10 protein-coding genes are annotated in these 14,228 nt (G+C 45.6%); 3 read left to right on the forward strand and 7 right to left on the reverse strand.

What is annotated here, in order from left to right; genetic code table 11:
- Positions 1–232: 232 nt before the first annotated feature.
- On the forward strand, positions 233–1,720 hold the full coding sequence (nagE, locus tag ACWYU8_RS16630; protein ID WP_457520861.1) for an N-acetylglucosamine-specific PTS transporter subunit IIBC: 1,488 nt from the start codon (positions 233–235) through the stop codon (positions 1,718–1,720).
- A 55-nt stretch (positions 1,721–1,775) separates the two neighbouring features.
- Here the strand turns inward: nagE and ACWYU8_RS16635 are convergent, their stop codons facing one another.
- From ACWYU8_RS16635 to ilvY, 3 genes are all read right to left on the reverse strand, one after another.
- Complete coding sequence (locus tag ACWYU8_RS16635) at positions 1,776–3,053, reverse strand: sensor histidine kinase (RefSeq protein WP_457520862.1); 1,278 nt, start codon at positions 3,051–3,053, stop codon at positions 1,776–1,778.
- Positions 3,037–3,711, reverse strand: a complete 675-nt coding sequence (locus ACWYU8_RS16640; RefSeq protein WP_457520863.1) for a response regulator transcription factor — start codon at positions 3,709–3,711, stop codon at positions 3,037–3,039. The genes ACWYU8_RS16635 and ACWYU8_RS16640 overlap by 17 nt, the downstream gene beginning before the upstream one ends.
- Positions 3,712–3,922: 211 nt before the next feature.
- A complete protein-coding gene (gene ilvY / locus ACWYU8_RS16645) occupies positions 3,923–4,813 on the reverse strand; it encodes an HTH-type transcriptional activator IlvY (RefSeq protein WP_457520864.1) in 891 nt (296 codons plus the stop codon).
- 136 nt (positions 4,814–4,949) lie between these two features.
- Between ilvY and ilvC the strand changes: the two genes are divergently transcribed.
- A complete protein-coding gene (gene ilvC, locus ACWYU8_RS16650) occupies positions 4,950–6,434 on the forward strand; it encodes a ketol-acid reductoisomerase (protein WP_457520865.1) in 1,485 nt (494 codons plus the stop codon).
- Positions 6,435–6,724: 290 nt separating this feature from the next.
- On the opposite strand, the gene ubiK is transcribed toward ilvC, so the two are convergent.
- The 4 genes from ubiK to ACWYU8_RS16670 form a co-directional block, all read right to left on the reverse strand.
- Entirely contained in the window at positions 6,725–6,976 is a 252-nt protein-coding gene (gene ubiK / locus ACWYU8_RS16655) for a ubiquinone biosynthesis accessory factor UbiK (RefSeq protein WP_005487540.1), read from the reverse strand.
- 148 nt (positions 6,977–7,124) lie between these two features.
- Positions 7,125–10,247 (reverse strand): multidrug efflux RND transporter permease subunit, encoded by a 3,123-nt coding sequence (locus ACWYU8_RS16660; protein ID WP_457520866.1) that lies wholly within the window; start codon positions 10,245–10,247, stop codon positions 7,125–7,127.
- Positions 10,248–10,258: 11 nt separating this feature from the next.
- The gene (locus ACWYU8_RS16665) at positions 10,259–11,365 is read right to left on the reverse strand and encodes an efflux RND transporter periplasmic adaptor subunit (protein WP_457520867.1); all 1,107 of its coding nucleotides are present in this window, start codon (positions 11,363–11,365) and stop codon (positions 10,259–10,261) included.
- Between the two features lie 17 nt (positions 11,366–11,382).
- A complete protein-coding gene (locus tag ACWYU8_RS16670; RefSeq protein WP_457520868.1) occupies positions 11,383–11,964 on the reverse strand; it encodes a TetR/AcrR family transcriptional regulator in 582 nt (193 codons plus the stop codon).
- A 194-nt stretch (positions 11,965–12,158) separates the two neighbouring features.
- Here ACWYU8_RS16670 and rep point away from each other — a divergent pair, with 194 nt between their 5' ends.
- A complete protein-coding gene (gene rep / locus ACWYU8_RS16675; protein ID WP_444495560.1) occupies positions 12,159–14,174 on the forward strand; it encodes a DNA helicase Rep in 2,016 nt (671 codons plus the stop codon).
- Positions 14,175–14,228 lie beyond the last annotated feature (54 nt).

The raw sequence follows: 14,228 nt of genomic DNA on the forward strand, positions 1-14,228 counted from the left end.
TGGTTGAAAGCACCGGTCTTGAAAACCGGCGTACGTTAATAGCGTACCTAGGGTTCAAATCCCTATCTCTCCGCCACTATTAAGAAAGCCCGCTAGAAATAGCGGGCTTTTTGCTATCTGTACCTTTCTAAAGTCATCGTTAAAAGATTAATAAAACTTAATCTGCACACAACCACCGCTTAATCATCCAGCTCGTATCCTCTCTTAACAATTAAACGCAAGAGGATAAAACGTGAATATTTTAGGATACTTACAAAAAATCGGGAAAGCACTGATGGTGCCTATCGCCGTGTTGCCTGCCGGTGGTTTGATGCTTGGTCTTGGCTACGCTTTAGACCCATCTGGATGGGGGGCGAATAACCCATTATCTGCTGTGCTGGTTTACGGTGGTAAAGGGATTATGGATAACCAAGCTTGGTTGTTTGCGGTTGGTGTCGCTTATGGATTAGCGAAAGATAATAACGGTGCCGCCGCGCTATCTGGCTTACTTGGTCTGTTAATTGTCGAGATGATTGTCGGAAATCCCGCTGTGATTTCGCAAATCACCGGAGTCCCTGTCGCTGAGATGAGTTCTTCGAAACTGATTGCGTCCGCAGCTGCTGTTAGTGCATTTACCGGTATCATGATGGGGATAGTGGCTGCCACTCTTTATAACCGTTTCCACACTATCAAACTGCCTGCTGCATTAGGTTTCTTTGGTGGTAAACGTTTCGTGCCCATAGTGACTTCATTGGCTTCTATTCTGATCAGCGTTGTGATGGTTTACGTATGGCCAGCAGTTTATGGCTCCTTAGTTAACTTTGGCGTTTCGATTTCTGAAATGGGCGCTGCTGGCGCTGGGATATACGGTTTCTTCAACCGTCTTCTCATTCCTGTTGGTTTGCATCATGCACTGAATCAGGTGTTCATCTTTGACCTTGTCGGTATTAACGACATTTCTAAGTTCTGGTCTGGAACTGGCGAATTAGGCGTCACAGGTATGTACCAAGAGGGCTTCTTCCCATTTATGGGATATGGTTTACCTGCTGCATGTTTGGCTATGTATCACTGTGCTAAGCCAGAAAACAAGAAAAGAGTTGGCGGTATTCTTGGAGCGTCAGCACTGACCGCAATATTAACTGGTGTTACTGAACCTATTGAGTTTGCATTTATGTTTGTGGCGCCAGCTTTATATGTTGTTCATGCTTTACTTGCCGCGCTCTCACTTTATATCGCCGCGAGTATGCAGTGGTTTGCGGGCTTCACTTTCAGTGGCGGTTTAATCGACTTCATTTTGTCATTCAATTTGCCTCTCGCAATCAAACCGTACATGTTGATCCTACAAGGGTTTGCCTTCGCGGTTATCTACTACAGTGTGTTCCGATTCGCTATTGTTAAGTTTGATTTGAAAACACCGGGACGTGAAGATGCAGAGGTTGCTGAAGAGAACGTAACGTCAACCAATGAGAAAGCTGCTCAGTATCTAAAAGCGTTGGGAGGTCATAGTAATCTTACTTCTATCGATTCATGTATTACGCGCCTTCGCTTAACATTGAAAGACATTTCCTTGGTTGATGAGCGTACGCTTAAAGCTATCGGAGCGATGGGCGTAGTGAAGATAGGTGCGAATAACCTGCAGGTCATTATTGGAACAGAAGCCGAAGAAGTGGCTCACTCAATGAAGCTTATTCCAGAGACACGAGATCTATCGGATGTTGTAGCTCCTAACTTCTCTGCTTAACTAGATATCTAATTAAGACAAAGGCTAAGTGGTAACTTAGCCTTTTTTATGTCGACTAATTATCAAAGTAGAGCCGTGCACGTAGACCTGGATTGTTGTCACGCAAGAACAGGTATGCGTTATGCAGATTAACGACAGCATCAACTAGTGATAACCCTAGACCATTGCCTGCTTCAGAACGGCTTTGGTCAGCCCGATACATAGGGCGGCAAACATACATTTTGTCGTAGTCAGAAATACCAATTCCAGTATCGGCGATGACAACACCATAGCAGTCAGCAACGATATCAATAGATCCACCATTTGGGGTGTATTTTACTGCATTTTCCAGCAGGTTAAATACGGCTCTAAACAGCAGCGAGCGATCTCCGGTAACCTCGCAAAGGGTGTCTTGCCTGAAGGTTAAGCGTTGTTGTTTTACTTCAGCTACTGGGGTAATGAACTCCATGGCATCTTGAGTTACTTTGCTTAAATCGATGGACTCTTTACTGATATTGATTTGGCCGCTGTTCAGTTTGGCAATCTCAAGCATGCTATTGAACAGTGACAGGATGAGTTCCAACTCATCATAGCAAGCGGAAATACTCGCTCTTTGAGAGGACGACAGATTGTCTTGGTCTAGAATGTCTTCGAGACGCAGTTTAAGCCTCGCCATCGGCGTTCTCATATCATGAGCTAAACCTGTGGTCAGAGATTTAAGGCTAGACTCGTTCTTGGCCATTTGTTCAATCATGAAGTTGAGATGAATGGCTAAAATATCAAACTCATCATCCTGCTGAGAAACCGCTATTTTGACGTTATGCTCTCCGCACAGGACGCGATTCATAGCGTAATTCACTTTTTCCAACCTCTTAAGAATAAGTACGGTGAAAAAAAGTGCAGATATGATCATGACCGCAACAGGAAGAATGATCCCAGAGAATACAATCGGAATGAGGGATTTTCGATATTCTTCGACTGCGGTTTTACTCACACCGATCTCTAGCTTGAGATTATTACCGACCAGAATGTTATGCCTATTTCTTTGCAAATCGATTGGGTAATAAGAGTGTGGGAAGTCGGTTTCAATCAGGTTGTAGTAGAAAGGAGTTGTGGCGGAGCGCTTGGTTTCTAACAGTTTTCTTACATCTTCCGTGCTCTGTTGGGCAGCAAAGTTGAACTCCAAAATTTCTTCATTAAGTTGTCTGGCGAGTTGTTGGCGGTGGAAATTATCTGAATCTCTGTAGACTTGGTGTATCACTATGATGTTGATGAGAGTCACGAGTAAAAACAGACTTACCAATGTTTTAAACACAGATGAACGGGTTAATGCATAGTCATCGACGAAGGACATACCCGACTCCTCTCACCGTATGTAAAAGCCCTGAACATCCGGCATCTTCCAGCTTGCGTCGCAGGTTTGCAACATGCACATCGATGACGTTGGTCCTGGGATCAAAATGATAGCTCCAGATATTTTCGAACAGGCGCATGCGCGATACCACTTGCTCACTGTGTTCAACAAAGTACTGTATAAGTTGAAACTCTTTTGGCTGAAGAATGATTTCTTTCTGGTTGCAGGTCACTTTATGTGCTTTGAGATCGACTTGTAAACAGTGGTAATTAAGAACGTGTTGAGTCGTTTGGGGTCTGTGTATGCGGTTGATAATGATGTCGACTCTTGCAATAAGCTCTGCCAACGCGAATGGCTTAATCAAGTAGTCATCGCTTCCAGCCTGCAAACCATCAACTCTATCGTTTACGCTATCCATCGCGCTTAAAATCAGAACCGGGAGTTGTTGTTCCGTGGCTTTGATTGCTGCGAGTACTTTCATTCCGTCGAGATATGGCAACATCCTATCTAAGATAATTAACTGGTATTCCGAGCTGAGAGCCATCATTAACCCTTTCTTACCATCTTCGGCTTGGTCGACGATATAACCGTGCTCGGTCAGTCCTTTACTGACGAATTCTCTGGTCGTTGCGTCATCTTCTATGATGAGTATTTTCACGGAATTTCCTCTGTTTTGAAATGTACTTTACTGGTGAAGTCAGGAGAGGGAAATATGAAAAAGTAGGCTCGCGTGACTAATGCGAGCCAACACGATTCAGGGGGGAAAATCGTTAATATGTTGCCGTTTTTTATCTATAAATTGTCATGGAGAGTCTACAAAACCTTCTGTTGAGTAGACCTTTTGGAAAGATTAAAGATCGTTAATGTGTTTACTGAGCAATAAAACTGCCCTCGGCTAACTCCCATAATGCTTTGACTAGTGAGTTATCCAGTTGAGACCTTTTACAGCACACACCGAGTTGGAATGGTTTGATTGGAGCAAATGAGAGCCGCTGAATACTGTCTCGAACGGGGCTATTATTAATGACCACATCAGGTGCAATACCCACCCCACAACCTAAAGCCACCATACTGACGATTGCCTCATGGCCAGAGATTTGCGCGTAGATATTTGGCTTAATTTTCATTGTCTTAAACCAGATGTTTGCTCTGTCACGTGCGGTTCCTGATTCCGGAACAATAAAAGGAATTTTGCTCCAGTCGGGCTTTTCTTTATGCAGCTCTTCAACCCAGGAACTGATACCAACAGGTGCAATAACAGACAGTGGGATCTCACTGATGGTCGTGAACTCAACTTTAGATGAAAGGTTTTCTGGCATTGCTGAAATAGCAATGTCAGCCTCATCATTCATTATCTTATCTATTGCTTGAGCGGGGTCGCCCGTTAGTAGCTTGAATTCAATATAAGGGTGTTTTAAGCGAAAAGAGTTGAGAAGCTGAGGCAAATGGCTGTAGCTGGCGGTAACGGAGCAAAATAGGCGTATTTCACCTTTCAAAACGTCATCTTGTACATTTATCTGCGACTGAAATTGTGTCCAGTCATGCACCATTTTCATTGCGACAGGTAAAAACTTTTCACCCGCCGGCGCTAATTCTACGCTACGGTTATCTCTGACGAATAGAGGATGCCCGATCTCATCTTCTAATTTCTGAATCTGCCGACTTAATGCAGAGGGACTAATGTGCATCGCTGAGGCTGATTTACTAAAATTTTTGCTGTCACAGATATCAAGGAATAGTCGAATGGTTTTTATATTCATGAAATTACCATGTTGCATTTTTTGCATTTACTAGTTGTGAATATATCACTTTAAGCAATCTAATGTCTGTTTTAGTATGAACTCATTCGGTGCAAAGCCACCGACCCTACGGAAAGACAATTACAGGAGCACCCTAATGGCTAACTATTTCAATACCCTAAACTTGCGTGAGCAATTGGACCAACTTGGTCGCTGTCGTTTTATGGATCGCAGTGAGTTTGCTTCAGAAGCAGACTACCTAAAAGGTAAGAAGGTCGTCATCGTAGGTTGTGGTGCTCAAGGCCTGAACCAAGGTCTGAACATGCGTGATTCTGGTTTGGATGTGTCATACGCACTTCGCCAGGCAGCAATCGATGAACAACGTCAGTCATACAAAAACGCGAAAGACAACGGCTTTAATGTAGGCAGCTACGAAGATCTGATCCCTCAGGCAGACCTTGTTGTTAACCTAACTCCAGACAAACAACACACAAACGTTGTTGAAACAGTGATGCCTCTAATGAAAGAAGGCGCGGCACTAGGTTACTCACATGGCTTCAACATTGTTGAAGAAGGCATGCAGATTCGTAAAGACTTAACGGTTGTAATGGTTGCTCCTAAGTGTCCTGGTACTGAAGTTCGTGAAGAATACAAACGTGGCTTTGGTGTACCTACACTTATCGCGGTTCACCCAGAAAACGATCCAAAAGGTGAAGGTTGGGATATCGCGAAAGCTTGGGCAGCAGCAACAGGTGGTCACCGCGCTGGTTGTCTAGAATCATCTTTCGTAGCGGAAGTTAAATCTGACCTTATGGGTGAGCAAACTATCCTGTGTGGCATGCTACAAGCTGGTTCTATCGTATGTTACGAGAAGATGGTTGCAGAAGGCATCGACCCGGGCTACGCAGGTAAGCTACTACAGTACGGTTGGGAAACAGTAACAGAAGCACTGAAATTCGGTGGTATCACCCACATGATGGATCGTCTGTCTAACCCAGCTAAAATCAAAGCATTCGAGCTTTCTGAAGAGCTAAAAGACCTAATGCGTCCACTGTACAACAAACACATGGATGACATTATTGCTGGCGAATTCTCAAGCACTATGATGGCTGACTGGGCGAATGATGACAAGAACCTACTAGGCTGGCGTGAAGAAACGGGTGAAACTGCGTTTGAAAACTACCCAGCAACTGACGTTGAAATCTCAGAACAAGAGTACTTCGACAACGGCATTCTAATGATTGCTATGGTTCGTGCAGGGGTTGAGCTAGCGTTCGAAGCAATGACTGCATCAGGAATCATCGATGAGTCTGCGTACTACGAGTCACTACACGAGTTACCGCTAATCGCAAACACAGTTGCTCGTAAGCGTCTGTACGAAATGAACGTAGTAATCTCAGACACTGCAGAATACGGTAACTACCTATTTGCTAATGTTGCAACTCCACTGCTACGAGAGAAGTTTATGCCTTCAGTTGGTACTGACGTTATCGGTAAAGGCCTAGGTGAAACTTCAAACCAAGTTGATAACGCAACACTTATCGCGGTTAATGAGAAGATCCGTAACCACCCAGTTGAGTACATCGGTGAAGAGCTTCGCGGGTATATGACTGATATGAAGCGTATCGCAGTAGGCGGCTAAATTACTGGCCTTAAGATTCCATTTCGGTGTCGAAGGTGCTCATTTACTATCGTAAACTCCGCGCCTTCTCCTAGAAATGAAACCTTAATACTGCGTAATTTACATATTAAAAAGTAACGCAGTAAATGCACTCCAGGCAGACTGGAGTCAATAAATACAAAAGTAAAACACAACATCTAGTAAAAAGGCTTGGTCGCCGTTGACCAAGCCTTTTTTATTTATGGCGAATTGTTGATTGTACAAAGCACAACACACATAAAAAACGCTTCCATCAGGGAAGCGTTTTAGGATTATTTATCAGCCAGCTTCTCTTCGAGCTCTGCTAATTTCTTTTCCATCTCAGTTAGCTTCTGACGAGTACGCAGCAGAACTTGAGTTTGAACATCAAACTCTTCACGGCTAACAACATCAAGCTTGTTCAGCTGACCTTGAATCACTTGGCGAACTTTCTGATCAACGTCTGCGCCGAGCTCTTTCACTGGTGCTGGCATAGAGTCATGAATCTGCTTGGCGATTTGCTCTAGTTTCTTTGGATCAAACATAGTGGTTAAAACTCCTTTTGATTTGTCCTCATTTTAAGTAATTGATACGGGAAAGTCGCTAGTTGGATGGCAAAAAATCGAGTTAGGTACTGCAAACGCACGGCAATAAAAAAGGCCACCGAAGTGACCTTTTTGTATTTCCATGGAATTAGCGGTTATCCGCTAGCTCTCGCTGTGCAGCTTTCGCTTCATCTACACGGGCAAGTTTTTCCAGATCTTTGTCTTCCACAAATACTGGAAGTGGTTTGTGTTTTTCAGCTAAGTAGCTATAGATCACTGGCAGTACGAATAGGGTAAACAGAGTACCGATCGCCAGACCAGCAACGATTACGATACCGATACTGAAACGCTGAGCCGCGCCTGCACCTGTCGCGTACATCAATGGGATAAGACCCGCGATCATCGCTGCAGTTGTCATCAGAATAGGGCGAAGACGAACTTTCGCCGCTTCCATTACCGCTTCTGTCTTACCGAGTTTGTTGTGCAGTTGCTCTTCTTTCGCGACTTCACAGATCAAGATACCGTGCTTGGTAATCAGACCTACCAGTGTGATCAGACCAACCTGTGAGTAGATGTTCATCGACGCAGCACCCCACGCCAGAGCAATCAAGGCACCACATACTGCCAGAGGAACCGACACCATGATCACGATTGGGTCTTTCAGTGATTCAAATTGAATCGCCAGAACCAGGAAGATGATCGCTAACGCAAGACCAAACGTCGCGTATAGTGCGCTACCTTCCGTCACAAACTGACGCGCTTCACCCATGTAATCGTGGTTGTAGCCGCTTGGCAGTTTCGTTTCAGCGATGTTCTCGAACCAGTTAATCGCATCACCCATTGCAGTGCCCGGTGCTGGTACCGCACCTACCGTCGCTGAGTTCAGCTGGTTGAAGTGAGGCAGTGAACGTGGCTCGGCAATGACATCGATGCTTACTAGGTTGCTCAGTGGAACCGCGTTGCCGTCCGCTGCGCGTACGTAGTAGTTATTCATCGACTCTGGGTTCAGACGCCACTTACGCTCTACCTGAGGGATAACTTCGTAAGAGCGACCATTAAGGTCGATACGGTTAACGTAGCCATCCGCCATCATCGTACTTAGCGTGACACCAATGTCTTGCATGGTAACGCCGTATGCACCGGCTTTGTCTTTATCTATGTTGATTTTCATCGTCGCCGAGTCGTAGTTCAGGTCTAGATCTGAATAGACGAACATCGGGCTAGATTTCACCTCTGTCAACACGTCAGTTGCGATAGCAAATAGGCTCTCAAAGGCGTTTGGTGTGGTCAGAACAAACTGAATTGGCAGACCACTACCTGCGCCTGGTAGTTCAGGCATCTGGAACGCGGTTACCGCCATTCCCGGAACGTCTGCAACCAATCCACCTACACGGCCAGTTACGTCTGCTTGGCTGGCTTCACGCTCACTCCAGGGTACCATAGAGGCGATACCAAACGCTTGGTTTGAGTTTGGAACACCTGAGAACACCTGAGCAAATTGTACTTCTGGCTGATCAGACAGAATATTGTTTACTTGGTTCATGGTGTTCTGGATAAAGTCCAGGTTTGCGTTAGAGGGCGCTGTACCCATCAATACAACTACGCCTTTATCCTCAGACGGCGCTAGTTCGCTCGGGATGAATTTGAACAGCATTGGCAGGCTGGCAAATACAATCACAGCGAAGCCGATGACAACCGGGCGGTGCTGCATAACCGCACCCAGCATTTTCGCGTAACGGCCCGTCATGCGATCCAGTACGCCATGTACTTTTTGCTCAAACTTGCTTGGCTTTTGGTGAGCTTTAAGCATTTTTGAACACATCATCGGTGATAGTGTCAGTGCAACAATACCTGATACGAATACCGCACCAGCCAGGGTCAACGCGAACTCTTTAAACAGTGAGCCTGTGATGCCACCCATCAGCGCGATCGGAGCGTATACCGCACCCAATGTTAGTGTCATCGCGATAACCGGTACCGCAATTTCACGTGTACCTATGATAGCCGCGCGGAACGGTGACTCTCCGAGTTTAATGTGTCGGTCAACGTTCTCCAGTACTACGATTGCATCGTCTACTACCAAGCCGATGGCCAGTACCATCGCCAGCAGCGTCATCAGGTTCCAGGAGAAGCCCATTGACTGCATGACCATCGCTACACCAATCAAAGAGAGTGGAATGGTAACGATAGGGATCACAACTGCACGGAATGAACCCAGGAACAGAGTAATCACAACCAGTACTATTATCGCCGCTTCAACGATAGTTTTGACTACTTCGTTGATCGACTCGTTGATCGCGATAGTTGAGTCATACAGCACATTCATTTTGATCGTGCTTGGTAAGTTCTGCTCAAGTTGTGGCAACAGGTCGAGTACGTCAGCGGCGATATTGATTGGGTTCGCACTTGGCGCAGCATTGATCGCTGCGACCACGGCTTCCTGACCATTCGCACTTGCCCGGTATGAATCGTGGCTTTTCTCTAATGTCACTTTAGCAATGTCGCTCAATCGAGTTACATTACCGTCATCATTACTAACCACCAGGTTCTTAAGCTCATCGACATTCGATACCTGCGTATCAGCGCTGCCGTTGTAAAGTACAAACTCACCGATTGCCTGACCCGTTGCAGATTGGTAGTTGTTGGCACTCAGCACACCCATAACGTCCGTCGCGGTAAGGTTAAACGCCGCCATTTTTGCCGGGTCTAGCCAAACACGAAGTGCGTATTTCATACCACCGTAAAGGTCTACTTTCGATACGCCGTTAACGGTAAACAACTGTGGGTTGATTACACGTTCAAGGTAGTCGGTGATCTGACTTGAAGACAGCTCATCGCTGGTGAAACCGATGTACAGTACCGCAGTTGTCGAACCCGTCGACATAGTTACTGTCGGATCTTCCGCTTCTTTAGGTAGCTGAGAGCGGACCGAGTTGGTTTTTGCCAGTACGTCTGACAGCGCCGCATTCGGGTCGGTATTCAACTTCATTTTCACGGTGATAGTGGATTTACCCAGCACCGATTGAGAAGTCATATAATCGATATTATCTGCCTGAGCGACGGCTTGCTCCAAAGGCTGAGTAATAAAGCCCTGGATTAGATCCGCACTGGCACCGTAGTAACTGGTCGAAACCGTTACTTCCGTATTCGTCATTTCAGGGTATTCACGAACCTGCATTTTGAAGATTGCTTGTAGACCAAGCAAGGCGATCAAAAAGCTGATTGATACCGCTAAAACCGGACGTTTAATAAAAACATCAGTAAAGCGCATGAAGCCTCCGGTTACAGCATTGGTGTTTCAGTTGGTGGAGTCGTTGCATCGCTTTCTACGACACGAACTTTGGCATGGTTACTCAAACGAACCTGGCCCGATGTTACAACCACATCACCCGGTTTCACGCCTTCAAGAATGTGTGCGATGTCCTTAGTGCGTTCACCCACTTTAACCACTTGCTGCGTGACACGCATTTCACCATCTTCTTCTGACACGATGTAAATGTTGTCACCGTACAGAGTGAAGGTAATGGCGGTTTGTGGCAAAGTCACCTGGTTTGCCAGCTTAGGTAGAATGATGTTGGCGCGTGCAAACATACCACTACGTAGTTTACCGTCGCTGTTTGGGATATCCGCTTGAACTTGGATCAGGCCACTCTGTACGTTAACCGCAGGTTCAATCGCTGTGATTGAGCCTTTGAAGGCGATCTGTGGATATGCATCAACAAAAATGTCGACTTTTTGCTCCATGTGGATACGAGAAATATCAGTTTGCGGCACAGTGAAACGCAAGCGCATAACGCTGGTATCCTCAAGACGCACAATATCGGTACCCGCTTGCAGGTATTGACCCAGATAAACGTTACGAATACCAACAACGCCAGAGAAAGGTGCTTTTATTTCACGACGGTCGATCGCCGCTTTTAAACTCTCGATATCGGCGCGAAGAGAGAAGTAATTCGCTTCTGCCTCATCGTAAGACTCTTTAGAAATAGACCCTTTTTTGTATAGGCCTTGGTAACGCTTGTATTTCGCTTCAGCTGCAGGCAGTTTTGCTTGAGTACTCTTCAGGTTGGCTTTCTCAACCGCTGAATCCAGAAGCACTAATTCTTGACCTTCTTTTACTTGAGTTCCTGATTCGAATGCGATTGTGTCAATCACGCCGCTGGTCTCGTTCGCAACCGTTACACCTTGGTTTGGCTCGATAAAACCAATCGCTTCAATAACTGGTACCCAATCCACAGCTTTAACTTCAGTGACTGTTACTGGGAACTCGGCTTCCGGACGATTCGCCATATATTCGGCAATTTTCTGTTGCTTGAATAAGTTGAAACCTATCACACTGCCGAACAGCAATATGGCGATAAGTAACATAAAGAAAGTCCACTTTTTCATTCTGATCAGAACTCCAATTAGTGTTGAATGATTGCATCCCAACTGGCTTCAATCGCGGCCTCTATGGCGGCATTGTCCAGTTGATAAAATCCCAGAGCATGGTGTCGGGCGAGTGCAACGGTCGCCTCAAAACTAAGCCCGGAAAGGATCATGTTGTCGAGTGGCTTAAACACTCCTTGCGCTTTACCCTGGTCAAACAGTCGTTCTACCTGATCAAACATTTTGCGCTCAAGTTCCAGAGTAACTCTGTTGTTGGCGTATGGCAGGGACTGGTATTGAACTCGGTTATTCAAGGTGTCTACGTTTGAGCCAGATAACCGCCAAATGTTAAGCCACATTCTTGTAAAACGTTCTTTCAAAGACATATCGTCGCTCACGCCTGCTTGAACTTCTATTGCAATACGCCTTGCTACGTTTAATCTTACTTCGTCTAAAAGGTGGTTCTTATCTGAAAAGTAACGATAGATAGTACCTGCTGCGACACCCGCCTCTCTAGCCAACTTTTGCATCGAAAACCCTTGAAATCCCAACTCGGCAATCAATTTTTCCGCCGCACAAAGAATCTGATCTTTTTTATCTAAAGTTGTATTTCCAGACATAGTTCCACTCCTAGTGAATGAACGTTCATTCATTATAAGCTCAAAGCTGTACAGTTGTGCAATAAAATTTGTTTCTTTTTGTTTTGCTGTAAATGGAATCCGTCAACACTCAGCACTGGAGAGTGATAAACGTGGTAATCGCTCAGGCTCGCCATTATCATAGTCGCCATATTTATCACCCGCTGAGAAATTCTATGAAGCTGAACCCTAGTCAAGATGAAGCCGTAAAGTACGTATCTGGTCCATGCCTGGTTCTGGCGGGTGCTGGCTCAGGTAAAACTCGTGTTATTACCAATAAAATTGCCTATTTGGTTCAGCAGTGTGGTTACAAAGCTCGGAATATCGCAGCGGTAACCTTCACTAATAAAGCTGCGCGTGAAATGAAGGAGCGTGTAGGCCAGACACTTGGTAAAGCCGAATCCAAAGGCTTAATGGTGTCGACTTTCCATACTCTGGGGCTGAACATCATCAAGCGAGAGTACAAGCAACTTGGTTTAAAAGCGGGCTTCTCGCTGTTTGACGATCAAGACCAGTTAGCGCTACTCAAAGAGTTAACAGAAAAGCAGCTCGACGGTGATAAAGACCTGTTACGTCAGCTTCTCAGTTCTATCTCGAACTGGAAGAATGACATGCTGACGCCTGAACAGGTTAAAGCACAGGCAAAAGGTGAACAGCAGCAGTTGTTTGCATTCTGTTTCGATATGTACCAGAAGCAGATGAAAGCGTACAACGCGCTCGATTTTGATGACCTGATTCTGATGCCAGTATTGCTCCTGCGTAATAACGAAGAAGCGCGTCTGCGTTGGCAGAGCCGAATTCGTTACCTATTGGTAGACGAATACCAAGATACCAATACCAGCCAGTACGAGTTGGTAAAACTGATCGTGGGTGAGCGCGGGCGTTTAACCGTGGTAGGGGATGATGACCAGTCTATTTACTCATGGCGTGGTGCGAAGCCACAAAACCTGGTACTGCTTGGTGAAGATTACCCTAACTTGCGTCTGGTAAAGCTTGAACAAAACTATCGTTCAACCAGCCGTATTCTGCGTGCAGCTAACATACTTATTGCAAACAACCCACACGTATATGAGAAGTCACTCTTCTCTGAGATCCCTGATGGTGAAAAGCTCAAAGTGCTTCTGGCAAAAAATGAAGATCATGAAGCGGAGCGTGTGACGGGTGAGCTTATCGCGCACAAATTCCTCAATCGCACTGAATATCGACATTATGCAATTCTGTACCGTGGTAACCATCAGTCGCGTCTGATTGAAAAGTCGCTGATGCAAAACCGCGTGCCATACAAAATTTCCGGTGGTACCTCTTTCTTTGCTCGTGCTGAAATCAAAGACATCATGGCGTATCTTCGAGTATTGGTTAACCCGGATGATGACAACGCATTTCTGCGCATTGTAAATACGCCTCGACGCGAAATTGGGCCAGTAACGTTGGAAAAACTGGGCAGTTACGCCAATATGCGTGGCAAAAGCTTATTTGAGGCCAGTTTTGAGTTAGGACTAGAGCAACACTTAACGGGGCGTGGTCTGGAAAATTTACGTCGATTCACTCAATGGCTGGTCGCTATTGCCGATCAGGCAGAAAGAGGGGACACCGTTACGGCTGTGCGTTCACTGGTCCGTGATATTCACTACGAAGACTGGTTATATGAGACCTCTGCAAGCCCGAAAGCCGCAGAAATGCGCATGAAGAACGTGTCTGATCTATATTCGTGGATTGTGGCCGATTTAGAAGGCGATAATTACGATCAAGAAGAGAAGACATTAAAAGAGGTGGTTCAGCGTTTAACTTTGCGTGACATGATGGAACGAGGGGAAGAGGACGAAGACAGTGATGCGGTTCAGCTGATGACATTGCATGCATCAAAAGGCCTTGAATTTCCTTATGTTTACCTGATTGGCTCAGAAGAAGGCATTTTGCCGCATCAAACCAGCATTGATGAAGACAACGTTGAAGAAGAGCGACGTCTGATGTACGTGGGCATCACCCGCGCACAGCGAGAGCTCACTTTTACTATGTGTAAAGAGCGCCGTCAGTTTGGTGAGTTAATCAAGCCGACACAGAGTCGTTTTCTTGATGAGTTGCCTTTCGATGATGTCGAATGGGAAGTGAATAAAAAGCCCGTATCTCAAGAAGAGAGAATGGCAAAAGGTCAGGCTCATATTGCTAACTTGCGCTCAATGTTTAAGAAGTAATACCGTATCAATTCGCTTAAACAACAAATAAAAAGGCTTGCCAGTTTCAGTTGG

This window comes from Vibrio limimangrovi (assembly GCF_054064025.1).